General features: G+C 55.8%; 25 protein-coding genes. 10 read left to right on the forward strand and 15 right to left on the reverse strand.

Features of this window, described 5'->3' with window-relative positions:
• Positions 1-27: 27 nt before the first annotated feature.
• From L1F30_RS03100 to L1F30_RS03165, 14 genes are all read right to left on the reverse strand, one after another.
• Entirely contained in the window at positions 28-237 is a 210-nt protein-coding gene (locus tag L1F30_RS03100) for a cold-shock protein (protein WP_183907723.1), read from the reverse strand.
• 259 nt (positions 238-496) lie between these two features.
• A complete protein-coding gene (gene tatC / locus L1F30_RS03105) occupies positions 497-1228 on the reverse strand; it encodes a twin-arginine translocase subunit TatC (RefSeq protein WP_253359265.1) in 732 nt (243 codons plus the stop codon).
• The gene (gene tatB, locus L1F30_RS03110; protein WP_253359267.1) at positions 1225-1722 is read right to left on the reverse strand and encodes a Sec-independent protein translocase protein TatB; all 498 of its coding nucleotides are present in this window, start codon (positions 1720-1722) and stop codon (positions 1225-1227) included. Before tatB ends, tatC begins: the two co-directional genes overlap by 4 nt.
• Before the next feature lie 18 nt (positions 1723-1740).
• Entirely contained in the window at positions 1741-1998 is a 258-nt protein-coding gene (gene tatA / locus L1F30_RS03115; RefSeq protein ID WP_253359272.1) for a twin-arginine translocase TatA/TatE family subunit, read from the reverse strand.
• Between the two features lie 22 nt (positions 1999-2020).
• On the reverse strand, positions 2021-2353 hold the full coding sequence (locus tag L1F30_RS03120) for a phosphoribosyl-ATP diphosphatase (protein ID WP_253359274.1): 333 nt from the start codon (positions 2351-2353) through the stop codon (positions 2021-2023).
• Positions 2350-2736 (reverse strand): phosphoribosyl-AMP cyclohydrolase, encoded by a 387-nt coding sequence (hisI, locus tag L1F30_RS03125; protein WP_253359276.1) that lies wholly within the window; start codon positions 2734-2736, stop codon positions 2350-2352. The genes L1F30_RS03120 and hisI overlap by 4 nt, the downstream gene beginning before the upstream one ends.
• 43 nt (positions 2737-2779) lie before the next feature.
• The gene (ubiB, locus tag L1F30_RS03130) at positions 2780-4405 is read right to left on the reverse strand and encodes a ubiquinone biosynthesis regulatory protein kinase UbiB (protein WP_253361719.1); all 1626 of its coding nucleotides are present in this window, start codon (positions 4403-4405) and stop codon (positions 2780-2782) included.
• A gap of 7 nt (positions 4406-4412) precedes the next feature.
• Complete coding sequence (locus L1F30_RS03135; protein WP_253359278.1) at positions 4413-5030, reverse strand: SCP2 domain-containing protein; 618 nt, start codon at positions 5028-5030, stop codon at positions 4413-4415.
• On the reverse strand, positions 5030-5779 hold the full coding sequence (ubiE, locus tag L1F30_RS03140) for a bifunctional demethylmenaquinone methyltransferase/2-methoxy-6-polyprenyl-1,4-benzoquinol methylase UbiE (protein ID WP_253359280.1): 750 nt from the start codon (positions 5777-5779) through the stop codon (positions 5030-5032). Before ubiE ends, L1F30_RS03135 begins: the two co-directional genes overlap by 1 nt.
• Positions 5780-6047: 268 nt before the next feature.
• Complete coding sequence (locus L1F30_RS03145) at positions 6048-6419, reverse strand: gamma-butyrobetaine hydroxylase-like domain-containing protein (protein WP_253361721.1); 372 nt, start codon at positions 6417-6419, stop codon at positions 6048-6050.
• Between the two features lie 179 nt (positions 6420-6598).
• Positions 6599-7921 (reverse strand): ATP-dependent protease ATPase subunit HslU, encoded by a 1323-nt coding sequence (gene hslU, locus L1F30_RS03150; RefSeq protein ID WP_253359281.1) that lies wholly within the window; start codon positions 7919-7921, stop codon positions 6599-6601.
• Positions 7922-7925: 4 nt separating this feature from the next.
• The gene (gene hslV / locus L1F30_RS03155; protein ID WP_253359283.1) at positions 7926-8447 is read right to left on the reverse strand and encodes an ATP-dependent protease subunit HslV; all 522 of its coding nucleotides are present in this window, start codon (positions 8445-8447) and stop codon (positions 7926-7928) included.
• A gap of 66 nt (positions 8448-8513) precedes the next feature.
• Positions 8514-9065, reverse strand: coding sequence for an SPOR domain-containing protein (locus tag L1F30_RS03160; RefSeq protein WP_253359285.1), 552 nt, complete (start codon positions 9063-9065; stop codon positions 8514-8516).
• Positions 9066-9137: 72 nt separating this feature from the next.
• Positions 9138-11333, reverse strand: coding sequence for a primosomal protein N' (locus tag L1F30_RS03165; protein ID WP_253359287.1), 2196 nt, complete (start codon positions 11331-11333; stop codon positions 9138-9140).
• Positions 11334-11487: 154 nt separating this feature from the next.
• Between L1F30_RS03165 and rpmE the strand changes: the two genes are divergently transcribed.
• Entirely contained in the window at positions 11488-11703 is a 216-nt protein-coding gene (gene rpmE / locus L1F30_RS03170) for a 50S ribosomal protein L31 (protein ID WP_253359289.1), read from the forward strand.
• 240 nt (positions 11704-11943) lie between these two features.
• A complete protein-coding gene (locus L1F30_RS03175) occupies positions 11944-13251 on the forward strand; it encodes a malic enzyme-like NAD(P)-binding protein (protein WP_253359291.1) in 1308 nt (435 codons plus the stop codon).
• Positions 13252-13327: 76 nt separating this feature from the next.
• Here the strand turns inward: L1F30_RS03175 and L1F30_RS03180 are convergent, their stop codons facing one another.
• A complete protein-coding gene (locus L1F30_RS03180; RefSeq protein ID WP_253359297.1) occupies positions 13328-15970 on the reverse strand; it encodes a penicillin-binding protein 1A in 2643 nt (880 codons plus the stop codon).
• Positions 15971-16115: 145 nt separating this feature from the next.
• Between L1F30_RS03180 and L1F30_RS03185 the strand changes: the two genes are divergently transcribed.
• The 8 genes from L1F30_RS03185 (at position 16116) to L1F30_RS03220 (ending at position 24517) form a co-directional block, all read left to right on the forward strand.
• Positions 16116-17186: a pilus assembly protein PilM gene (locus L1F30_RS03185; RefSeq protein WP_305879917.1), complete on the forward strand. Its 1071-nt coding sequence runs from the start codon at positions 16116-16118 to the stop codon at positions 17184-17186.
• A complete protein-coding gene (locus L1F30_RS03190) occupies positions 17186-17752 on the forward strand; it encodes a PilN domain-containing protein (RefSeq protein ID WP_253359299.1) in 567 nt (188 codons plus the stop codon). The genes L1F30_RS03185 and L1F30_RS03190 overlap by 1 nt, the downstream gene beginning before the upstream one ends.
• Positions 17752-18363: a type 4a pilus biogenesis protein PilO gene (locus L1F30_RS03195; RefSeq protein WP_253359301.1), complete on the forward strand. Its 612-nt coding sequence runs from the start codon at positions 17752-17754 to the stop codon at positions 18361-18363. The genes L1F30_RS03190 and L1F30_RS03195 overlap by 1 nt, the downstream gene beginning before the upstream one ends.
• A 3-nt stretch (positions 18364-18366) precedes the next feature.
• Positions 18367-18894: a pilus assembly protein PilP gene (locus L1F30_RS03200; protein ID WP_253359303.1), complete on the forward strand. Its 528-nt coding sequence runs from the start codon at positions 18367-18369 to the stop codon at positions 18892-18894.
• Positions 18895-18899: 5 nt separating this feature from the next.
• Complete coding sequence (locus L1F30_RS03205; protein WP_253359305.1) at positions 18900-21104, forward strand: type IV pilus secretin PilQ; 2205 nt, start codon at positions 18900-18902, stop codon at positions 21102-21104.
• Positions 21101-21610, forward strand: coding sequence for a shikimate kinase AroK (gene aroK / locus L1F30_RS03210; RefSeq protein ID WP_253359307.1), 510 nt, complete (start codon positions 21101-21103; stop codon positions 21608-21610). Before L1F30_RS03205 ends, aroK begins: the two co-directional genes overlap by 4 nt.
• A 75-nt stretch (positions 21611-21685) precedes the next feature.
• On the forward strand, positions 21686-22786 hold the full coding sequence (aroB, locus tag L1F30_RS03215) for a 3-dehydroquinate synthase (RefSeq protein ID WP_253359315.1): 1101 nt from the start codon (positions 21686-21688) through the stop codon (positions 22784-22786).
• 39 nt (positions 22787-22825) lie between these two features.
• Positions 22826-24517, forward strand: coding sequence for an SPOR domain-containing protein (locus L1F30_RS03220; RefSeq protein ID WP_253359317.1), 1692 nt, complete (start codon positions 22826-22828; stop codon positions 24515-24517).
• The last annotated feature ends 147 nt before the right edge of the window (positions 24518-24664 follow it).

Consider the following 24664-nt stretch of genomic DNA (forward strand, 5'->3'; position numbering starts at 1 on the left):
CGCCCTTTTTTGTTGACACCCAGGCGATTACATCGGGTTGACGTTCTCAGCCTGTGGGCCCTTTTGACCTTGGGTAACAGTCATGGTTACTTTCTGGCCGTCGTGCAGCGTTTTACGGCCATTGCCGTTGATGGCGCTGAAATGAACGAATACGTCCTTTCCGCCTTCCTGTTCGATAAAGCCAAAACCTTTTTCGTCGTTAAACCACTTTACAGTGCCTTCAACCTGATCAGACATAGTCTTTCCATTTCTTTTGCAATTGCCCCAACGGCGGAGCCTTAAAATCTGACTGTTAGCACCTAGCCTGAAAGCCGAGTATTAACAGACACCTTCCCTGCGCCGTCGGACCCGCAAGACGAACTTGTGTGATCCACTACACCAAAGCACAGTTGACTTGATTCTACACGGATAAATTTTTTTTGTTAGGGGCTGTAAGCACTATTTGGAACTTTCGTCTATTAAAGAATGCCTAGGGCCACACACTTTTTGGAGTGAATCAGGTTTCATCCGGGCGATTGCGTTCTATAACGCGCCCCACTAATACGCCCGATTCAAACAGCAGCCACATGGGCACGGCCAACAGCGACTGGGAAATAATATCCGGTGGCGTTAATAGCATGCCAATGATGAAACAGGTGACAACAATATAGGGCCGCTTACTGGCCAGGCTCTCGCTACTGGCAATGCCCATGGAAATTAACAATACGGTGGCCACGGGAATCTGAAAGGCCATGCCGAAGGCAAAAAACAGTTTTAATACAAAATTCAAATACAGGCTGATGTCTGTCATAACCGTGACATTTTCAGGCCCTACGCTGGTGAAAAACCCAAACACCAGCGGAAATACCACATAGTAGGCAAATGCCATGCCCGCATAAAATAATGAGACGCTTGCACACAGCAAGGGCAGCGCGAAGCGTTTTTCATGCTTGTACAAAGCCGGTGCCACAAAGCCCCACAGCTGATACAACAAGTAGGGTATGGCTACCACCACCGCGGCAAACAGCGTGAGTTTAAAGGGTGTAAAAAACGGTGAGGTGACATCGGTGGCAATCATGCTGGCGTTGGGCGGCAAAAACTTTTCCAGCGGTGCGGCTACAAAGGTGTAGATGTCGTTGGCGAAATAAAACAGCGATAAAAATACCACCAGTACTGCCAGCAGCATGCGCAGCAGGCGGTCGCGTAATTCAATCAGGTGTTGAACCAGCGGCAGGGGTTGATCTGTCATGCTTTGTCCTGCGGTGGGGTGCTGGCACTTGGCTGCTGGTCGCTGGCCGATGTGGCCTGGGCCTTGGGTGTTGCTTGTGATTCTACCTGCGGCTCTACTTGCTTTTCTGCAGCAGGTTTTGTGCCGGCTTGTGTTGGGGCGGGTGTTGCGGGCGCGCCAATTTCCCCGGCGGCTGTGGCCGGTTTTTGGGGCTCATCCATGTGTGCGTGATCGGGCAGCTCTTCGTGCTCTACGTAGCCGTCGCGCAGTACTCGCTCAATTTCTTCGCGGCTGGCGTTGAGCTCGCGCATGATGGATTCGTTATGCAATTGGCGGCGAATGTCATCGGTACCCAGTTGCTGTTCAAGCTCGGCCTTGGTGGAAGAAATGCTGCGCTTTATGCGCCCAACCCACAGGCTGAGCGTGCGAATGGTTTCCGGCAATCGTTCGGGGCCAATAACCAGCAGCCCCACAATGCCCACAACCAGCAGTTCAAAAAAACCGATGTCAAACATGCGGTATTGCCCGGTCAGTTACTTGGTTTCAGATTTTGAAGGCTCGCCGGTTTTGGCCGCTTCGGCTTTTGAAGCCGCGCTTTGTTCCAGTGGCGCCGGGGGTTCTTTATCTACGTTTTCTTTGGCTTTGTCTTCGTCACTTACCGCTTTGCGGAAGCCTTTAATGGCATCGCCAATGTCGCTACCAAGGCCTTTCAGGCGCTTGGTGCCAAACAGTAAAATGACAATGACAAGAATAATCAGAAGTTGCCAGATGCTAATGCCGCCGAGTCCCATGGGTGTCTCCTAATGCTGATGGCTAGTCTTTTCTGCGGTTGGCTTTTTCAACCAGCCCGGAAAGGTCGAAGCGGCGGCTGAGTTCCTGTAAAACGTCATCCGCCGTTAAATTTAAATGCGAGAGCATCACCAGGGTGTGAAACCACAAATCGGCAGTTTCGTAGATCAGCTCGTCTTTGTTGCCGGTGTGCACGGCGTCTTTAGCAGCAATAATAGCCTCTACAGACTCCTCGCCCACCTTTTCCAGAATTTTGTTTAACCCCTTGGCGTGCAGCGAGGCTACGTAGGAGCTCTCTGCCGGTGCGGTTTTGCGGGCTTCCAGCACAGCCGTCAGCTGGGTGAGTACATCGCTCATGAATACATCTCGCTCGGGTCTTTAATCACTGCATCGGTGGTGCGCCACTGGCCGTTTTCCAATACCCGGTACAGGCAGGATTCGCGGCCAGTATGGCAGGCAATGCCGCCGACTTGTTCAATCTGGAGGCAGATCATATCACCATCACAGTCGAGCCGAATCTCTTTCACCTTTTGGGTGTTGCCCGAGCTTTCGCCCTTGTGCCACAGCTGCTTGCGCGAACGGCTGAAGTACACAGCCTCACCGGATTCTACGGTGGCGGCCAGTGCTTCGCGATTCATCCAGGCCATCATCAAAATGCGCCCAGTGCCGGCGTCTTGGGCGATGGCGGCCACCAGCCCGTTGCTGTCGAAATTTACCTGGTCTAGAAAGTTGGCTGACATAAGCTGTTAAAACCTTAGTGTACCTTAACTGGGGTGAGGGCCCTTAACGGGCCAGCAGCGCAAACAGCGCACCACCGGCCAACAGCCAGCTGGCGATGGGTGCCTCGTGAATGATGGCCTGCAGGCGCGGCTCGGCGGCGCACACGGCGGCCAGGCCCAGTGCAGCAGCAATCACCCATCGGCGCCTGCGATTGTGGCCAGGTTGCGGGTTGCCGAGCTCGCACAGGCGGGCATCTAGCGCGCCCAGCCGGGCGCTGGTGTCTTCCAGGCTTGAGAGCGCCTCATAGAGCTTTTGCGGCATGTGCGGCAACTTTTCCAACCACTCGGGGCCAAAGCGCTGAATTTCCGCCCACAGGGTTTTGGGGTGATAGCGCTGTTTCATCCAGCGCTCGAGATAGGGTTGTGCCGTGCTCCACAAATCCAGTTGCGGGTACAGCTGGCGGCCCAGCCCCTCAATATTGAGCAGGGTTTTTTGCAGTAGTACCAGCTGGGGCTGCACTTGCATATCAAAGCGCCGGGCGGTGCGAAACAGCTGCAGCAGCACCTGGCCGAAGGAAATCTCGGCCAAGGGCTTTTCAAAGATGGGCTCGCACACGGTGCGAATGGCGCTTTCAAAATCGGCGATGCGGGTGTTGGCGGGCACCCAGCCGGAGTCTAGGTGTAATTGTGCCACCTGGCGGTAGTCGCGCCGGAACATGGCCAGCAGGTTGCGCGCAAGATAGTACTGGTCTTCGGTGGTGAGGCTGCCCATGATCGCGGTATCTACGGCAATGTAGCTCGGGCTTTCGGGCGTTTCGCGGGCCACGAAGATGTTGCCGGGGTGCATGTCGGCGTGGAAGAAGTTGTGTTCAAACACCTGGGTGAAAAAGATTTCCACGCCCCGCTCAGCAAGGCTTTGCATGTTGGTGTGCTGGGCGTTGAGCTGCTCGATGTCGCTCACGCCAATGCCCTCAATGCGCTCTTGCACCAGCACGTTTTCACGGCAGTAATCCCAGTAGATGTCGGGCACATAGAGCAGTTTCGAGCCTAGAAAATTGCGTCGCAACTGGGTGCAGTTGGCGGCTTCGCGCAGCAAATTGAGTTCATCGGTAATGGTGTGGCGGTAGTCGTCTACCACTTCCACCGGGCGCAGGCGCCGGCCGTCCTGGCTGATATTGGCCACAAGCCTGGCCAGCAGGCGCAGCAGGGCGATATCGCGCTCGATCACGGGCGCAAGGCCGGGGCGCACCACCTTGACGATGACCCGCCGGCCGTCGTGCAGCACGGCGCCGTGCACCTGGGCGATAGAGGCGCTGGCCAGTGGCTCGGTATCAACGGATTCAAACAGCTCGGTGAGCGGCTGGCCCAGTGCTTGTTCCACAAGTTTGGCCCAGTGGTTGTTTTCGAAGGGGGCCACGTCGTCCTGGAGCTTGCGTAGCTCCGCTACCAGGGGCGCAGACACGAGGTCCGGGCGGGTGGAAAGCAGCTGGCCAAACTTGATGAATATCGGCCCCAGCCGCTCAAGGGCGAGGCGCAGCCGTACTGCCACCGGTTGCTTGGGCGCAGGCAGCAGCGCCAGTGGCGCAAGCAACAGGCGCAGCCACCAGGGGCGGTTGGCCGGCAGCAGTTGGTCGAGCCGGTAGCGCAGGGCAATGGCGGTAATGTGAAACAGGCGAATCAATGCGCGCACGGGCTTCTCAGTGTCTTGTTGCAAGTGAGGCTTGCAGCGCCCGCAGGCGGGCTTCAAGCCGGTCGGTGTCTTGGGCGAGCTGGTCTACGGCGTCGCTGAAATTTGCCAGTGCCGTTGCGGTGGGCAGCACTTTCAGCTCTTCAGACAAGTAGGGTTCAAGCTGATCGCGCGCGCCGGCCAGTTGTTGCTTGCCGTATTCATGTACGCGCCTTGCGGCCGCACCCAGGGGGCCTGCAAGTTCATCGCCCAGATACTGGGCCAGCCAATCCGCCCAGTCGATATCCAGCTCGCCCAGGCAATTTTTGAGCGCCAGCAATAACTGGGTTTGGCCGCTTACCTGCACGCCTGCGCCTGTGATATTGAGTTGTTCGCTGGTGGCAAGCGTCAGTAGTGCAGATAGCCTGCCGCTCACTTTACAGTGCACGGGTAGCTCGCAGTGGCTCAGTAATTCGATGCCCTGCGTGCCCATGTGGAGGTACACATCAAAGGCGGGCTCGGTGATGTGCAAATGCACCACCTTGCCCGCCAGCGCTTTCAGGCGCGCGCGCGTGGCCGGATCAAAGCGCAAGGCCTCGTTCACCAGCCGTTCGGCCGCGGCCAAGGCCGCGAGGGTAAGCGTACGCATCAGGGTTTGATGCCCTTGTGCAGCGCAACAATGCCGCCGGTCATGTTGTAAAAGCGGGTTTCGGCAAAGCCTGCGTTTTGCATCATGCCTTTAAGGGTTTCCTGATCCGGGTGCATGCGGATGCTCTCGGCCAGGTAGCGGTAGGATTCGCTGTCGTTGGCAATCAGCTTGCCCATCAACGGCAGCAGGCGGAAGGAGTAGGTGTCGTACACCTTTTCCAATAGCCCGTTGGTGGGCTTGGAAAACTCCAGTACCAGCAAGCGCCCGCCGGGTTTCAAGATACGGTGCATGGAGGCCAGTGCCAGGTCTTTGTCGGTGACGTTGCGCAAACCAAAGGCGATGGTGATGCAATCGAAGGTGTTGTCTGGGAAGGGCAGAAACTGCGCGTCGGCCTGGGCGTATTGCAGGTTGCCTACATCGCCGAGGTCGATGAGTTTATCGCGCCCTACGCGCAACATGGATTCGTTGATATCGGCCAATACCACCAGGCCTTCGGCGCCCACAATGCGGGCGAACTTGTGGCTTAAATCGCCTGTGCCACCGGCAATGTCTAACACTTTGTCGCCGGCGCGTACGCCCGAGAGCTCAATGGTAAAGCGTTTCCACAGGCGGTGAATACCGCCAGACATGACATCGTTCATCATGTCGTACTTTGCTGCTACCGAGTGAAAAACCCCGGCAACGCGTTTCGCCTTTTCTTCAACGGCCACTTGCTCGAAGCCAAAGTGGGTGGTGCGTTTATCAGACATATCAATATCACAGCCAAACAGTGGTGACCGGATTCTACCTTGTTGTGCGGGGTTTGTCGGCCTTGGGCAATGGATTCCTGAGGGCCGGTTTTCGGGTGGCCTTGTGCGCTTGATGGTAAAGCCCCCACCCTGAAGGCTTCTGCAGTTTACCGCTTTTTCTTACATTGCCTGCCCGCAGGTGTAGCGGCCAGGTGGGCGTTGACCAGGGATCTTTGCCGGATGCGGCGGGAGCCATTGCTCCTTAGTGCGTGGCAGGGGCGAAGAAGCACTAGATAAACTTTACCACCGAGGTGTCGGGGTCGCGGGTGGCCTTTGCTTCGTGTAGCTGTGCCAGGTAGGCGTTCCAGTAGTGATCGTGCCGGGTGGCCAAATCGTGCAGGTATTGCCAGGTGTAAATGCCGCTGTCGTGACCATCGCTAAAAATCAATTTCAGGGCGTAACTGCCCACTGGCTCTACTTTATTGAGTGCCACCTCGCGCTTGCCCGTTTGTAAAATGGCTTGGCCCGGGCCATGGCCCTTGACCTCTGCTGAGGGAGAGTGAACGCGCAAGAACTCCGCACTGAGCGTGTAGGGCGTACCTTGGTAGACCAATTCGAGGGTGCGGGTACTTTTATGCAGTTTGATCTTGTCCGGCATCATTGTGTGAGTTGTCACTGTGTTACGCGCCCGGTGCGGGCAGTGGCTGGCAGGGGTGGGGGAAAGTATAACAGCTGCAAAACGGTGCTGTGCGAGAGGGCGCGGTGCAGTCATTTACCCGTTAGAATTATTGCCCGTCTACACCCTGCCCGCCGCCTGCGGGCAAGGGGTGAGCGACTGTGCTAGAGGATGAACCGGCTTAAATCTTCATCTTGTGCCAGTTCACCCAGTTGGGCGTCTACGAAGGCTGCATCAACACTCAGGCTTTTGGCGGCGGTGCCGGCATCAAAAGAGGCCGCTTCCATCAGTTTTTCAATCACCGTGTGCAGGCGCCGTGCGCCGATGTTTTCAGTGCGCTCGTTCACCTGGTGGGCGGTTTCTGCAATGCGACGGATACCCTCCGGGGTGAAGTTGACCTCAACGCCTTCCGTGGCCATCAGCGCTTTTTGCTGTTCGGTCAGCGACGCGCGCGGTTCGGTGAGAATGCGCTCGAAATCTTCCGGTGTCAGGGCTTTGAGCTCAACGCGAATGGGCAGGCGGCCTTGCAGCTCGGGAATCAGGTCGGAAGGTTTGGAAAGGTGAAAGGCGCCGCTGGCCACAAACAGAATGTGATCTGTTTTGATCATGCCGTGCTTGGTGGATACGGTGCAGCCTTCAATTAAAGGCAGCAAATCGCGCTGTACACCTTCGCGCGAAACATCGGCGCCGCTGGTGCCCTCGCGCTTGGCAACCTTATCAATTTCATCAATAAACACTATGCCGTTTTGCTCGGCCGCGTTGATGGCCTGGGCTTTAACGTCTTCCTCGTTGACGAGCTTGGCAGCTTCTTCTTCGCCGAGTTGCTTAAGGGCCTGCTTGACGGTCATTTTGGCCTTTTTGCGCTTTTGTTTGCCCATAGAGGAAAACATGTTTTGCAGCTGGTTGGTCATTTCTTCCATGCCGGGCGGCGCCATGATTTCTACGCCCATATTCATGGCGGCCACTTCCAGTTCGATTTCCTTGTCGTCCAGCTGGCCTTCACGGAGCTTTTTGCGAAACACCTGGCGGGTGCTGGAATCTGTGGCTTGGGGCTCGCCGTCGGCACCGCGCGCCGGTGGTAAGAGCACGTCCAGAATGCGCTCCTCTGCGGCCTCTTCTGCGCGGTATTTCACTTTCTCTTGCGCCTGCTCGCGGTGCATTTTAATAGAAACGTCCACCAGGTCGCGGATGATGGAATCCACATCGCGGCCCACGTAACCCACCTCGGTGAATTTGGTGGCTTCCACCTTTATAAAGGGTGCATTGGCGAGCTTGGCCAGGCGGCGGGCAATTTCGGTTTTGCCCACGCCTGTGGGGCCAATCATCAGAATATTTTTGGGGGTAACTTCTGCGCGCAGCTCGTCGTTGAGCTGCATGCGGCGCCAGCGGTTGCGCAGGGCGATGGCCACGGCGCGCTTGGCATCTTGCTGGCCAATGATGTGACGGTCCAGCTCGTGCACGATTTCACTGGGGGTCATGTTAGACATAGGCTTAACTCAATTCTTCGATGGTCAGGTGGTTATTGGTGTACACGCAGATGTCACCGGCGATTTTGAGGCCTTGCTCGACAATGTGGCGGGCATCCAGCTCGGTGTTGTCCAGCAGCGCGCGGGCGGCGGCCTGGGCGTAGGGGCCACCTGAGCCGATGGCGATGAGGTCGTCTTCGGGCTGAATCACATCGCCGTTACCGGTGATGATCAGCGAGGCGTCTTTGTCGGCCACCGCCAGCAGGGCTTCAAGCCGGCGCAGTGCGCGATCGGTGCGCCAGTCTTTGGCGAGCTCGACGGCTGCGCGCACCAGTTGGCCGTTGTGGGCCTCAAGCTTGGCTTCAAAGCGCTCAAACAGGGTAAAGGCATCGGCAGTGCCACCGGCAAACCCGGCCAGCACCTGATTGTTATACAGGCGCCTGACTTTGCGGGCGTTGCCTTTCATGACGGTATTGCCCAGGGAAACCTGGCCATCGCCACCAAGTACAACCTGGCCTTCGCGGCGTACAGATAAAATTGTGGTCACGGGAAGTCCTTCGTTTGACACGTGAGAACTTCCTAGGTGGGGGTGGTGTTGGCTTAATTCAACCGATCAGCCGGCCTTGCGTTTCAGCAAGAGGGTATCGAACTGGTTGGAAACCAGCGTTGAGCGGGCATTGGCCATGGCCGAGGTGTTGGTAAATGGGCCCACAATCACACGGTGCCAGGTTTCGCCGGTTTTCACGGTGACCTTTTCTACCTTGGCGTCCATGTTCAGTAAAATGAGCTTCGCGCGCACGCTGTCGGCATCTTCGGCCTTGCGAAATGAGCCCACTTGCAGCAGGTATTCCACATTGCTGGTGGATTGCTGTTGCAGCTGGATGCGGGTCTCCTCCGGGGTTTCCACCTGCACTTCGCTCTCTTCCAGCAGCTTGTAAAAATCAAAGCGTGGCTTGGGCACGGTTTTTTCTGGTGCCTCGGCCTTGGGCGCTTTGGCGACTTTTGCGGGCTGGGCTTTGCCGGGCGGTTGCTCGGCCAGATATACCAAAAACATCACGAACGCGCCCAGTACGGCACCGGTAAACAGCCAGACCCAACCGGGCACGTCTGACTTCTTTTTACTGGGCTGCTTACGGCGTTTGCGATTGGCGAAATCTTGGGTCATGGTTTTGTATGCATTGTGTTTGGGGCGGCATTGTAAAGGATTGCGCGTGCGCCGTCAGTGCTCGTGGGCGCTTCAATGGGCTTCTTGTGGGTCGACATCAATGGCCCAGCGCACCCGCCGGCTGAGTGCCAGCGCTTCCAGGCGCTCAATCCATGGGGGTAAAAACTGCTGCAGCTGCGCGCGCGAGTGGGCCTGAAGCTGCAGCAGGAAGCGGAACCTGTCTTGGCGCTTTTCCATGGCGGCCGGCAGTGGGCCCAGGTAGCGAAATTGCGGGCTGGGTGGCAGCAGTTGTTCGGCTTGCTGGCGGGCTTGTTGTAAAAATTGCTGGGCGTTGTCGGCGCGTTTGGATTCCGCGCGCAATAGCACCATAAAGCTGAATGGCGGCAATTCTGCAAGCCTGCGCTCGCGCAGCAGTTGCGCGGCCAGGCCGTGGTAGCCCTTGGCCAGCAATAGCTGCAGGTAGGGGTGTTCTACGTGGTGGCTTTGCAGCAATACGCGCCCTTGCAAATCTTCACGCCCCGCGCGCCCGGCCACTTGCACAATCAGTTGGGCCATTTTCTCCGTTGCCCGAAAGTCGGGCGAAAACAGCCCGCCGTCGGCATCGAGAATAATCACCGTTGATACCCGGGGAAAGTGGTGGCCCTTGGCCAGCATTTGGGTGCCCACCAGCACGCAGGGCTCGCCTGTGTTGATTTGATCGAGCATGGCGTTGAGTTGCTTTTGCGAGCGGGTGGAATCGCGGTCGATACGTAGCACCGGGGTGTTGGGCACCAATTGGTTCAACAGCGCCTCGGTGCGCTCTGTGCCTGCGCCGATTTGTTGCAGCTCCGAGCCTTTGCAATCCGGGCACTGGTTGGGCACCCGGCGCTGGTGGTCGCAGTGATGGCAATGCAGGTGGTAGGGGTGATGGTGCAGCGTCATGCGCGCATCGCAGCGTGGGCACTTGGCCTGCCAGCCGCAAAAGTGGCACATCAGCAATGGGGCAAAACCGCGCCGGTTGATAAATACCAGCGCCTGCTCGCCCCGGCGCAGTGCGGCCTTCAACTGCTGAATGCTCTCGCCCGCCAGCCCCTCTTGCAAGGCTTGGTTGCGTATGTCTACAGGCTCAAGGCGCGCCAGCTGGTTGCTGGCGGCTTGTTTTCTAAGGCGCAGGTGTTGGTAGCGCCCGGCGCTGACGTTGGCCAGGCTTTCCAGCGAGGGCGTGGCGCTGCCCAATACCAGAGGAATTTGCAGTTGGTGGGCGCGAAACACGGCGAGATCCCGGGCCGAATACCGAAAGCCTTCCTGTTGCTTGTAGGAGGTGTCGTGTTCTTCGTCGACGATGATAATGCCCGGGTGTTTGAGCGGCGCAAACACCGCCGAGCGGGTGCCAATCACGATGCGATCAAGCCCTGCCCGTGCCCGCAGCCAGGCCTGTTGGCGCCCGCCATCTGCCACGCCTGAGTGCATAAGCCCCACGGGCACCTTGAAGCGTCGCGCAAAGCGGGCCACGGTTTGCGGGGTGAGGCCAATTTCCGGCACCAGCACCAGTGCCTGACGCCCGGCTGCCAGTTGCTGGGCAATGGCCTGCAAATACACCTCGGTCTTACCGCTGCCGGTCACGCCATCGAGCAGGCTCACTTGATAGCCCGTGGTGTTAATCGCTTGCAGCGCCGCGCTTTGCTCGGGGTTCAGGGCAAGCGCTGGTTCGCCCAGCGGGCAGTCGAAGGTTTGCGGCTCGGCAAGCTCTATTGCTTGCACCAGCTGTTTATCGGCCAGGGCATTGAGCACACTTTTGCTGAAGCCTGCGGCTTGAATGTCGGCCGGGCTGCGGGTGCCCTGGCGCAACAGATTCAACAATTGCGCCTGCTTTTTGGCTCCTTTGGGCGCGCCCTCGGGTAATCCCAGGCCCTCAACGGTTATTTGCCAGCGCACCTGGGCCGGCAGCGTGGCTGGCTCGCCGGCGCGCAAAGGGGCGGGCAGGGCGGCGCTGAATACCTCGCCTAAGGGGTATTGGTAGTAGCGCGCCGCCCAGCGTGCGAGCGCCAGCAGCTGCTCGTCGAACAGGGGGGTGTCGTCGAGGCTTGCCAGGGCGGCCTTGAGCTTGGCTTCGGCTTGGTCTGTTTGGCTCGTGCACTCCACCACCACGCCCACCAGCTGCTGGTTGCCAAAAGGCACAAGCAGGCGCTGGCCCGGCGCCGGCAGCGGGCCCCGGGCGGGGGGCAAATAGTCAAACAGGCGCCGTAACGGGCTAGGAACGGCGACGCGAAGCAGGGTGTGGCTGGGCATGAGGGCAGGTCTGCCTGTTGAAAAATTACACAGTTAGCGCTTGTCTGGGAGATGAATTCTGGTAGTATGCGCGATCCTTCGAACCGCTAACATTAACCTTTGTGCGGTGCCCGGCACAAGATCGGGTGGCGGCACACAATGGGAAAGCTAAATCATGAAAGCTGAAATTCATCCAAATTACACCGCCGTTGTTGCAAGCTGCAGCTGCGGTAACAAAATCGAGACTGCCTCTACTTTGGGTCAAGATTTCCACATCGATATCTGTTCTGAGTGCCACCCTTTCTATACTGGCAAGCAGAAAGTTGCCGACACCGGTGGCCGTATCGATCGTTTCAAAAAGCGTTTTGCCGGCCGTACCACAGCCAAGTAATTGGTTGCCGCAATCGCTCAAAAAAGCCGCACTTGTTGCGGCTTTTTTTATGCCTGAAATTTGTCGCCCAGGCGAGCTGCTATAAATGCCTTCTATACTCGATATTGAACGGCTTGATGCAGCGCCCCGTGCGCCTTGAGGGGGGGTAGGCAACTCTGTATGCTTTTGGGCTAAAACAATAAATTGCATTGCAGCAAATACTAACAACAATCACAAAAACTACGGAAGGCGGTTGCATACATGTCTGAGTCATCAGCATCACAAGAGTCTGCAAAATCGAAACAGCGCGCGCGCAAGCAGGCCGCGCTCGATTATCACGCGTTGCCTGTGCCGGGCAAATTGAGCATTGAATTATCCAAGCCTGCCGACACCCAGGAAGATTTATCGCTCGCCTATAGCCCAGGCGTTGCAGAGCCTGTGCGCGCCATTGCTGAAGACCCGGAAAATGCCTACAAATACACGGGCAAGGGCAATCTGGTGGCGGTAATTTCCGACGGCACGGCCATTTTGGGTTTGGGCAATTTGGGGCCTTTGGCCTCGAAACCTGTGATGGAAGGAAAGTGTTTATTGTTTAAACGCTTTGCCGGCATTAATGCCATCGACATAGAAGTAGCCGCGCCATCCTCTACCGCCTTTATAGACACAGTGGCAAACATTGCGTTGACCTTTGGCGGCATTAATCTGGAAGACATCAAAGCGCCTGAGTGTTTTGAAATTGAGCGCATTTTAAAAGAGCGCTGTGATATACCCGTGTTTCACGACGATCAGCATGGCACGGCCATTGTGACGGTTGCGGGCCTGTTAAACGCCTTGGAGGTGCAGGGTAAATCCATTGAGACTGCAAAAATTGTGTGCTTGGGCGCAGGTGCTGCTGCCAATGCCTGCTGTAACCTGATGGTGGCCGCCGGCGCCCCACGCGCTCATATCATGATGCTAGACAGTAAAGGTGTGGTGCACACTGAGCGCGATGACCTCAATCAATACAAGCGCCAGTTTGCGGTAAAAACCCACAGGCGCAGCCTCGATGACGCCATTGACGGCGCCGATGTGTTTTTGGGTGTGTCTGGCCCGAATCTCTTGAGCGCGCAGCAGCTGGCGAAAATGGCCAGTAAACCTGTGGTGTTTGCCTGCTCCAACCCGGACCCCGAGATAGACCCGGCCCTTGCCCGCAGCGTGCGCTCGGATTTGATTATGGCCACCGGCCGCTCGGACTACCCCAACCAGGTGAACAACGTTTTGTGTTTTCCGTTTTTGTTTCGCGGCGCGATGGATGTGCGCGCCACCATCATTAACGAAGAGATGAAATTGGCCGCCGTTGAGGCGATTAGGGCATTGGCGAAAGAGCCGGTAACCGAGGCTGTGCGTTCGGTGTATGGCGGTGGCGACTTGGCGTTTGGGCCAGAATATATCATCCCCAAACCCACCGATGACCGCTTGCTGGGCGCAGTGGCTGCAGCCGTTGCCCGAGCTGCTGTTGATACCGGGGTGGCCAAAGCCGGCTACCCGGCACACTACCCGCTAGCGGGTGTGGGTTCGGTGAAGGTGTAAGCGCACCCGGCCATTCCTGAAAACGCCCCGTTCAGGTTCTGTCAACGGGGCGTTTTCATGTTGGGCTGAGGCGTTGTTAGAAAAGCTCTTCGGGCAGTGTTTCGCTGTCGCTGTCGGCCGTGCCTTCGTCGGCCACTGATTGAACCTCTGCCGGTGCCGTTTCTGCTTTGAATATCTCGAAAATGGCACCGCTGCTGCCTGGCTGTGCGCGCTTGCCGGTTTTGGTATCGATGCGCACGGTAATAATGCCCTCTGGCTGGCGACGGTGGGTTTCCGGCACGCCGTTAAGCGCCTCGGCCATATAATCGATCCAAATTGGCAGTGCGGCAGAGCCGCCGTATTCACTGCGCCCCAGGTTGAAATTTTGGTCAAAGCCAAGCCAGGCAGTGGCCACCAGCGAGTGGTTGTAGCCCGAGAACCAGGCATCGCGCGGGCCGTTAGTGGTGCCGGTTTTGCCGGCCAGGTCGTTGCGCCCAAGCGCCATGGCCTTGCGCCCGGTGCCCTTTTTAATCACATCGCGCAGCATGGAATCAATCAGAAAGGCATCGCGCTCATCCAGAATCTGCTCGGCAAGGCGGACAGCGGGTTCGGTGTTGACGGTTTCTGGCTCTGTTTCGGTTTCTGCATTGGCTTCTGCCAGGAGGTCTGCCAAATTGCCGGCCTCGGGCTCGGCAGTTTCTGCGGAGGGCTCGCTTGCCTGGGCCTGGGCGAGCTGTTGGCGCTCCGGGCAGGTGTGGCAGGCGCGCAGCGGGTTTTCCTCGTAGAGAGAGAGGTCGTTGGCGTCGGTGATGCGCTTAACAAGATAGGGCTCTACGCGGTAGCCGCCGTTGGCGAATACCGCATAGCCTGTGGCAATTTGCAGTGGCGTCAAGGCGTGGCTGCCAAGTGCCAGCGATAAATCCCGCGGCAGTTTGCTGGTATCGAAACCAAAGCGATCGAGCTTGGCGATGGTATCGGCAATGCCCATGGAGCGCAAAATGCGGATAGACACCAAATTGCGCGATTGGTAAAGGGCCTGGCGCATGCGGGTTGGGCCCAGAAATTGGCCGCTGTCGTTTTCTGGCCGCCAGGTGCCTTCCAGGCTTGCGTCTTCAAATACGATAGGGGCATCGTTAATGAGGGTGGCAGGCGTAAAGCCGCTCTCTAGTGCTGCGGTATAGATAAACGGCTTGAAGCTGGAGCCCGGCTGGCGCTCGGCCTGAATGGCACGGTTAAAGTGGCTCTGGCGGAAATCGAAACCACCTACCAATGACACAATGGCGCCGTCTTCGGGGTTTAAGGCAACAAAGGCGGCCTGTGCATTGGGCACTTGCGACAGCTGCCAGCTAGGGCCTACTGCCAGGCCTGCCTCAGCTTGCGGGGCCGCGCTGTTTTCGCTTGCCTCGGCGGCATCGGCATCGGCATCGGCATCGGCATCGGCATCGGCATCGGCATCGGCACTGGCCGCAGTAGCGATTGCGCGCAGGCGAATCAAATCGCCAACCGCCACAACATCGCTGGCATTCCTGGGTTCGCGCCCCACGCGGTTTTCATTAATAAAGCGTTGTGCGCTAGATAAACCCTGCTCCCAACCCAGGGTGTATTCGCTGCCATCGGCCAGCAGCAGTTGCGCGCTCTGCTCGGCCACCGTCAGCACCACAGCCGGCATCAGATTGCCGAGCCTGGGCGTGCGGGTGAGTTCGTCTAAATACCGCTGGAGTTGTGCCTCGGGGCTGCCCTCCACTTGGGGCAGTTGTTTTTCCGGCCCGCGGTAACCGTGGCGGCCGTCATAGGTCAGCAGCCCGTTGACCACGGCCTCTTGGGCTGTGGCCTGAAGCTCTGTATCAATGGTGGTGTATACCTTCAGCCCGTCGCTGTAGGCGTCTTCACCATAGAATTCCAGCACCTGTTGGCGTGCCATCTCGGCCACATAGGGGGAGCTTAAATCCAGTGCCAGTGCATGAAAGCGTGCGGTTAGCGGAGCGTTGATGGCCAGATCGTGCTCAGCTTGGGTGATTTTCCCAAGCTCCAGCATGCGCCCGATAATCCAATTGCGGCGAATGGTGGCCCGTGGCGGGTTGGCAATGGGGTTGTAGCGCGAAGGTGCCTTGGGCAAACCCGCAATCATGGCCAGTTGCGCGAGGTTAAGTTGGTCTATGCTCTTACCGTAGTAGACCTGTGCGGCGGCTTCGATCCCGTAAGCGCGATTGCCCAGGTAGATTTTATTAACGTAAAGCTCAAGAATTTCTTGTTTTGTGAGTTCGTTCTCAATCTTTATGGCGAGCAGAATTTCATTGGCCTTTCGAAGGAACGTCTGATCGAAAGACAGGAAAAAATTGCGTGCCACCTGCATGGTGATGGTGCTTCCACCGCCTTGAATCTGGCCTGTTTGCAATATTTGTGAAGCTGCTCGCAAAAGTCCTTTAATGGAGACGCCGTGATGTTTGTAGAATTGGTCGTCCTCAGCCGCAAGTATGGCATCGATATAGGCTTGAGGTATCTGGTCGTATCGCACCGGGCTTCGGCGCTTCTCGCCAAACTCGCCAATCAGCTTGCCATTGGCCGAATAGACCCTAAGGGGCGTTTGAAACTTAACCTGTTTCAAAGACTCCACATCGGGCAGTTTGGGGCTCAGATAAAGGTAGAGACCACCGGCCGAAAGGGCGGTGGCGCTAAAACCCGCTAAAACGAACCAGCCCAGGAGTCGGAGTTTGCGGTACTTCTTGGATATTTTTTCCATAGGAATTAGTAGCTTAGGGTATCCCGTCAATTTGGCGGCCATTATACGGGCTTTTACAGGCTTTACATATTGCCACTATTGTTGCAGGCTTAAGTTAAAGTGCTATAACATAACTTGCACGTAAGTTACGGAAATTGATAGAAAAATGGGAATTTTGGGATTTCTCGAGAAAAAGACGAAACCGGTGATCGGGCTGGATATTAGTTCCACGTCCGTCAAGTTGCTTGAGTTGTCCCGGCAGGGCGAGCGCTACCGTGTTGAAAGTTACGCAGTTCGGGCGCTGCCGCCGAATGCTGTATCGGAGAAAAACATCACCGATGTCGAGGTGGTGGCCGATGTGGTCAAGAAGGTGGTGCAGCAATCGAAGTGCAAAACTCAGCTCACGGCCGTTGCCGTGGCGGGCTCTGCGGTGATCACCAAGCTGATCGAGATGCCGTCGGGCCTGTCTGACGACGCCATGGAGACGCAGATCTCGCTAGAGGCTGATCAATACATTCCCTACCCCTTGGAAGAGGTGGCTATCGATTTCGAGGTGCAGGGCCCATCGCCGCGCAACCCCGATCAGGTGGAAGTGTTGCTGGCTGCTTGCCGACGCGAAAACGTCGATTTGCGCACGGCAGTGCTCGAGCAGGCCGGGCTCACGCCAAAGGTGGTAGATGTAGAAGCCTACACCATGGAGCGCGCTTTCTCACTGGTGGCGCGCCAACTCGAAGATGATTCAGACCAAGTGGTTGCCATCGTAGATATTGGCGCAACCATGACAACCCTCAGCGTGCTGCTTGAAGGTAAAACTATCTACACCCGCGAGCAGTTGTTTGGTGGCAAACAGCTTACCGAGGAAATTCAGCGCCGCTACGGTTTGTCTGCTGAAGAGGCTGGTCTTGCTAAAAAGCAGGGCGGCTTACCTGACGATTACGAAACCGATGTGCTGGTGCAGTTTAAGGAATCTGTAGTGCAGCAGGTTACGCGCTCATTGCAGTTCTTCTTTTCCTCCAGCCAGTACAACGATGTTGATCACATTGTATTGGCCGGCGGCGTTGCCGCGATGGAAGGGCTTGCCGAACTCATTGAGGAAAAACTGGGCACTCAGACAAGCATCGCCAACCCCTTTGCCAGCATGTCTGTTTCCCCCAAGGTGAATGCAGTTGCGCTGGCCTCTGATGCCCCGTCACTGATGATCGCCACCGGCTTGGCAATGAGGAGCTTTGAAGACTGATGTCACGCATTAACTTATTGCCATGGCGCGACCAACACCGCCAGGAAAAGAAACAGGAATACTTCACCATACTCGGTGGGGTATTTATTTTGGCAGCCTTGCTGGCGTACCTCTGGGTATCCGCTGTGCAGGGCGCTATTGAGCATCAAAACGAACGCAACGCCCTGTTGCAGCGTGAAATTCAACTGCTTGAAAAGCAGGTGGCTGAAATTCGCGAATTGCGTAAGCGCAAAGAGGAGTTACTTGCTCGCATGCGGGTTATTCAGGGCCTGCAGGGTACACGCCCGGTAATTGTGCGCTATTTCGATGAAATGGCGCGCGCCATACCCGATGGCGTGTTTCTGCTGGAGCTGCGTCGCACTGGCGATCGCATTGAGCTTAAAGGTATAGCGGAGTCAAATAATCGCGTGTCGTCGCTTATGCGCAATCTTGATGAATCCGAGTGGTTTGATGCGCCGAACCTCACCAGCGTGCAGGCAGCGCCTGATGAAGGTGAGCTGGCTAATGAATTCAGTATGTCTGTTAAGGCAGCGGTACCGGGCTCTCATGAAGAGGAAGCGAAATAATGGCGCTCGCAGATACCTTAGAACAAATACAAAACTTTGATTTTAATGATGTAGATTGGGACAAAATCGGCGTTTGGCCTGCTTGGGTAAAAGCCTTTTTAGCCCTGTTGCTGGCTGTGGCCATTCTGGCGTTGACCTACTTTTTGTTTATAAAAGATCTGGAGGTTACCTACCAAAGCGTTGTGGCCAAAGAGGCGGATCTGCGTCGGTCGTTCGAGAGCAAGAGTGAGCAGGCAGCCAATCTGGAAGCCTATCGCCAGCAAATGGTTGAGCTGGATCAATCTCTGGGCGCGCTGGTTAAGCAATTGCCCAGTGATACCGAAGTGCCGGGCCTGTTGGAAGATATCGATGAAAAAGGTGCATCCAGCGGCTTGGCAATCGGAAGGATTCAGCTGGAGCCCGAAGTTGCGGCTGAATTTTATATCGAGCTGCCTATTCAGATTGCGGTAAAAGGCAGCTACCACGATTTCGGTGCTTTTGTATCGGGTATTTCAAGTATGCCGCGTATTGTCACGCTGCATAACTACCACATCTTGCCAAGCAAGGAAGGCAACATGCTGGAAATGAACATCTCTGCGAAAACCTATCGCTATAAGTCGCAGGGGGAGTAACCAATGAAATTTCGACTATTGATCTTGGTGTTTGTCTCCGCAGCTCTGGCGGGCTGTGGGTCAGGTGCTAGCGACAGTGATTTACGCGATTACATTCAGGACGTAAAAGCGCGTCCGGCGGGGCCTATTGAGCCAATCCCGGCCTTCAGGCCTTATGAAGCTTTTAATTATAGCGCCATGTTGATGCGCAGCCCCTTTGATCGCCCGGTTGTGGAGTTGCAGGCACTGCTTCGTAGTACCGGTAAGAAGATCCAGCCGGATTTAAACCGCGAGCGTGAGCACCTGGAAAATTACTCGGTAAGCGCGCTTGCGATGGTAGGTACAATTAAGAAAGACGGCGTGCTTTGGGCTTTGATTGCAGATGATCAGGGCGGTGTGCACCGGATACGTGAAGGAAACTACGTGGGCCGCAACCATGGCCAGGTAATTTCAATTAGTCAGGCGCAAGTTGAGTTTGTAGAAATCATTTCTGACGGCCTAAAGGGCTGGGTAGAGCGGCCACGAAGCTTACGAATTGAGGATAAGGAATAGCAGCCATGAAAACTCCCATAAATATGTTAACCCACGTTGGCTGCAAGTTGGCTGCCTCTGCAGCCCTCGCATTTGCAGCGGTAACAGAAGCCGGCACTATTCAGGATATCTCCTTTGCCGAACTGCCCGGCCAGCGCTTTGAAGTGCACCTGAAGTTTGATGAGGCGCCGATACAACCTGATGGTTACACCATCGATAAGCCTGCGCGCATTGTGTTGGACTTTCCGGAAACCGATAGCGCATTGGCACAAAAAAAGTACGCGCTGTCTTTTGAAAACGCACAAGATGCCGCGGTGGTCTCTGCCGGAGGCCGCACACGCCTGATTTTATCGCTCGATGATTTGGCGCCCTACAACACTCGCTTAGACGGCAACACCTTTGTGTTGGAAGTAGGTGGCTCAAATGTGTCTGATTACCTGGCCAAGAGTTCCACCACCAAAACCTCGGCGCTCGCTGCCCAAACCAATTCTGCCAAGGCGAAAGCCGCGTCAAATAACAATAGCCGTGTACAAGTGGCTGATGTTGACTTCAAACGCAACGCACAAGGTGCCGGCGAGCTGATGTTTACGCTCTCTGACCCTCACTTGGAGGTGGATGTAGATGAAACTTCAGGCGGTGTGCGGGTCACCTTTATTAACACCTTCCTTGAGCAGGATTTGCGTCGTCGTTTGGATGTCACTGACTTTGCAACACCTGTTACCCAAGTGAATATGGATTTTGACGGGCGCAATACCGTGGTTGATGTGGCCGCCCCTGGCCAGTTCGATTACATCGCATACCAAGCTGATAGCAGCTACGTAATTAGCCTAAAGCCGCTCACTAAAAAGGAACTGGAAGAGAAAAATGCGCGCTTTGCCTTTGTGGGCGACAAGCTGAGCTTGAACTTCCAGGACATCGAGGTGCGCTCTGTGCTCCAGCTGATTGCAGACTTCACCGAATTAAACTTGGTGGCATCAGATACCGTTAGTGGCCGCATTACATTGCGTCTCGATAATGTGCCATGGGATCAGGCGTTGGATCTGGTGCTTAAAACTAAAGGGCTCGATAAGCGTCAGATTGGTAACGTGCTGATGGTGGCGCCTGCTGCGGAAATTGCCGAGCGTGAGCGCCAGGAGCTTGAAACCAAGCGCCAGTTGGAAGAGCTTGCTCCGTTAAGAACCGAATACATCCGTGTTCGCTACGCGAATGCCAAAGAACTTTTTGAATTATTTAAAGGTAAGCGCGATTCTGGTAGTGGTAGGGATTTTCGTGGCGGCTCAAGTGGCGCAGACGACAGAAACTCAACCGGCTCACTACTCTCAGAGCGCGGCCGAGCCATTGTTGATGAGCGCACCAATTCAATTATCTTGACCGATACCGAAGAAAAAATTACCGAATTCAAAAAGGTAATTGCTGAGGTGGATATACCAATCCGCCAGGTTCAAATTGAAGCGCGAATCGTTATTGCCAATACAAATTTCCGGGAAGAAATGGGGATTCGCTGGGGCGGCGTGGCGCTGCACGGTACCGATAATGGTATGATTGGCGGTGTAACTGGTAATCAGCGGCAATTGGATAGTAATAACTTGGAGTATGGTTGGGAAACCGCGGACCGTAACAAGCCTGTGTTAAACCAAATTGAGTTGAGTAATGCCAATTTAGTGGATTTAGGGGTAGATAACCCGGCGGGTATGTTTACAGCTTTCCTGAATTCCAAGAGCTCTTTTTTAAGTTTGGAATTGTCGGCACTCGAAGATTCTGGCATTGCCGAGGTGGTATCGCAGCCTAAGGTGGTAACTGGCGATAAGCAAAAAGCCACTATCATGTCCGGTACCGAGATTCCCTACCAGGAGGCTTCTGCCAGTGGCGCGACTACCACATCGTTCAAAGAAGCGGTCTTGAAACTGGATGTAACACCACAAATTACGCCGGACAACCGCATTATCATGCAGTTGCTGGTGAGTAAAGACAGTGTGGGTCAGGTGACAAACGGCGTGCCTGCAATTGATGTAACGCAATTGGAAACCAAAGTGCTTGCGTCTGACGGTGAAACAGTTGTGCTTGGCGGTATTTTTGAAACAGAGCAGGTTAATGGTGTATCGAAGGTGCCATTTTTTGGTGACATTCCTTACATCGGTCGGGCCTTCCGCAAGAACATCTCCCGTGAAGACAAAACCGAGCTACTCATTTTCATCACTCCTCGCATTATGGCGGACAACGTTACTCAATGAGTCAGCCTGTTTTTCTTGTCGGCCCCATGGGGGCCGGCAAGACCACTATCGGTAAACAATTGGCCCAACAGCTGGGTTACCCTTTCAAAGATTCAGACCGCGAAATCGAAGAGCGCACCGGTGCAGATATCCCCTGGATATTTGATGTTGAAGGTGAGGCGGGTTTTCGTCAGCGCGAGGTTGCCGTTTTGGCAGATCTTGCCACCCAGGGCCAGCTGGTGATCGCCACTGGCGGTGGCATAGTGATGCGCGAAGAAAATCGTGAGTGTTTAAAGCGATCCGGTATCGTTTTTTACCTAACTGCCTCTATTGAGCAGCTGCTTGAACGCACCGCAAAAGACAAGCGTCGCCCGCTATTGCAGGTAGACGATCCAGAGGCGCGTGTGCGGGAGCTGTTGGCAATCAGGGATCCGCTGTACGCCGAAGTGGCAACACACGTAATCAATACCGAGAAACGCCCTCCGCGTCAGGTTGCGCAAGAAATGGCGGCTTTGGTGCGCAGCTAGCTCACAAGTTGTTTCTTGGCTGATCTGAGTTAACAAATCTGCTATGGTTGCGGTTTTTCTACAGCAACCATAGCCATGCAAACACTTACCGTATCTCTCGGCGATCGCAGCTACCCTATCTACATTGGCAAGGGGCTGCTCGCTGACGCGCAACTGCTTACCAATCACCTCAAGAGCGCACAGGCCTGTATCGTCACCAACGAGACCATCGCACCGCTTTATCTGTCACAGGTACAGGCGTCGCTTTCAGGTATGCACCTTTCGGTAGTGACTTTGCCAGACGGCGAATCACATAAGCATTGGCAAACCCTTAACACTGTTTTTGATCAGATGTTGGCAGATCGCCACAATCGCCGCACCACACTGGTGGCGCTCGGTGGTGGTGTGGTGGGTGATATGACAGGTTTTGCGGCAGCGTGTTACCAGCGGGGCGTTAACTTTATCCAGGTACCCACCACGCTGCTGTCCCAAGTAGACTCCTCCGTGGGCGGTAAAACCGGTATTAACCATCCCCTTGGCAAAAATATGGTGGGTGCCTTCCATCAGCCGGAAGCGGTTGTAATAGATACCGCGGTGTTGTCTACACTGCCACCGCGCGAAGTATCGGCGGGGCTTGCTGAGGTCATTAAGTACGGATTGCTAGGTGATGCCGATTTTTTGGCATGGCTTGAGGATAATATGGATGCACTACTGGCATTGGATGACCAAGCGCTGGCTTATGCAATTTTCAAATCCTGTGAAACCAAGGCCCGTATTGTTGCCGAAGATGAGCGAGAAGGCGGTGTCCGGGCGTTGTTAAACTTGGGGCATACGTTTGGTCATGCCATCGAGACGCAATTAGGTTATGGCCAGTGGCTGCACGGTGAGGCGGTGGCTGCGGGCATGGCCATTGCGGCAGAGGTTTCTGCAGCGCTCGGCTGGATTACTGACGCAGATGTAGCGCGCGTGCGCAATCTCTTGGTGCGTGCAGGCTTACCCGTGGACGCGCCGGCAGAGATGACAGTGGCGCAATTTATCACTCACATGAGTGTTGATAAAAAAGTACTCAGTAACCGCCTGCGCTTTGTATTACTTAAGTCGCTAGGGCAGGCTGTGGTCACAGAAGCGGTGCCCTTGGCCTTGCTTGAAAAAGTGCTCCAAGCCTCAATTGCGCGAGGGCTTGCTGCAAGCGGATAAAGGCGTTAGCCTGATTAAAAAAACGCCAAGGATGAAATCATGTGTGCAGCGCCACGGCAAGCCCAAGCAGCCATGTCTTCGCTTGATGATCATGTAGCTCAACCGCACCCAGGGCTACCAGAGGGCTTGGCAGATTATCAGCAGTTTTTTGATTTGGGCGAGCCGCCTTTTGATGAGGCCATAGACGCCTACTTTACTGCCCACGGGCGCCAGCAATTGCTCAGTCAAACACTGCATTTGCTGCACTTTTCTGAAACCCCTTCTTTTATTACCGGGCCACAGGGCTCGGGTAAATCTGCGTTTGTTCGTGAGGTGGTGCGCCAGCTCAGTGACCAAGATTACGTTTTTCACTTGTCTGCCCCACTTATTCGAGAGCCTGCCGATTTACTCTATGAGCTGGCAAGCGGTATTGGTTTGGCCGTGGAGGCCGGTGATGCGTTGCCTCATTTACAGGAAAAGCTCGCCGAGTGGGCGCAATTCAGTGAGGGTAGCCTGCAGGTTTTTGTGATCATTGACGACGCTGAAGCATTGAGCCGTGAGGTGATTGCCCATTTACTCACATTGACCACAGCGCCTGAGAATAATTGTTGGCACCTTTTGTGTGTGGGCTCTGCCGTGGCGCTGGAAAAGTTCGGGCGGCAGATTGAAATTGATCCTGCACAACAATTTGAATTGCCTGAGGTAAGCGCCATGTTTGTGGCTGACTACCTTGAATTCAGGTTGGCCGAGGCAGGCTACGATGGCCCGCCTATTTTTGATGAGGAAGATGAAACCCACATTTTTATAAGCGCTGCGGGCGATTTGAATCGCGTTCACGAAGCGGCTGAAATCAGCTTGCTGGAAAAGGCCAGCCGTGCAACGCCTGGCCCAAGCGGTTTGCCCCTTTGGCATTTGGGTGCTCTGGCGCTGCTGCTTGTTGTACTGGGGGTTGCTTGGTGGGGGCTGGAGTCGGGCGTGGATGACGCCGTTACCCGCCAACCTGTGGCGCTCGATACCGGCCCTCAAAGTACTGGTGGCGATTCGGCAAGCGACGCGGGTGAAGGCCCAAATAAAAACCAGCGCCCGAGCGGTGCAACCGCGGCTGTGGGCAGCCCCCCTGAAAATGTGGGCAGCACCCCCGAAGAGGCAGGCCAGGTATCGGCGCGCGGTAATGCGGGGGCAAGCCTGCAGGCGTCGTCAGGTGCCGGGCTGCAATCGCAAATGCCAAAGGGTCAATTGGCCGAGGCGAGTATGTCCTCGCCAGACGCATCCATTGCATCCTCAAGCGCGCCATCAGTTACAGCGGGCAGCAACGCGAATGAGCAAGCTGCAGGCGCGCCCGAGGCGGACCCGCTCATGTACACTGGCGGCTTGAAGCGCGCAGAAGCACCTGTTGAAAAACCTACCCAGCCAAGCAGACTCGCCGCGGCCCCTGTGGCTCGTGATTCAGGGTTCTCAGACGATGAGCTGCACTTGCTTGAACGCCAGCCAACGCGCTACACCTTACAAGTGCTTGCGGCGGCCTCCGAGGCCGGGGTGCAACGCTTTCTGGATGAGAATGCCGGCCTGCCTATGCGGGTTTATCGCACCGTTCGTGCCGGAGAGCCTTGGTATGTGGTGGTACTTGGGGATTACGCCAGCACCCAGCAAGCACGCGCAGCGATTCAGAAATTGCCCAAATCCCTGCAAAAAAGCGGCCCCTGGCCCCGTGATGTGGGATCTATCCAGCAGCAAATAAATAGCCGCAGTTAGTCTGAGCAATTATTTGCTGTTATTGCCCTTGGGGCTTTATGTTTATTGCTTGGCTGCCCTTGCGAAGTGGGGCTTGAGCGGGTAACATTCTGCGCCCATTTGCCCTCGAATCCGCAGAAACTGCTGCGCCCGGGAGTCGAATGGGAT

Source organism: Simiduia sp. 21SJ11W-1 (assembly GCF_024138675.1).
Taxonomy (GTDB): domain Bacteria; phylum Pseudomonadota; class Gammaproteobacteria; order Pseudomonadales; family Cellvibrionaceae; genus Simiduia.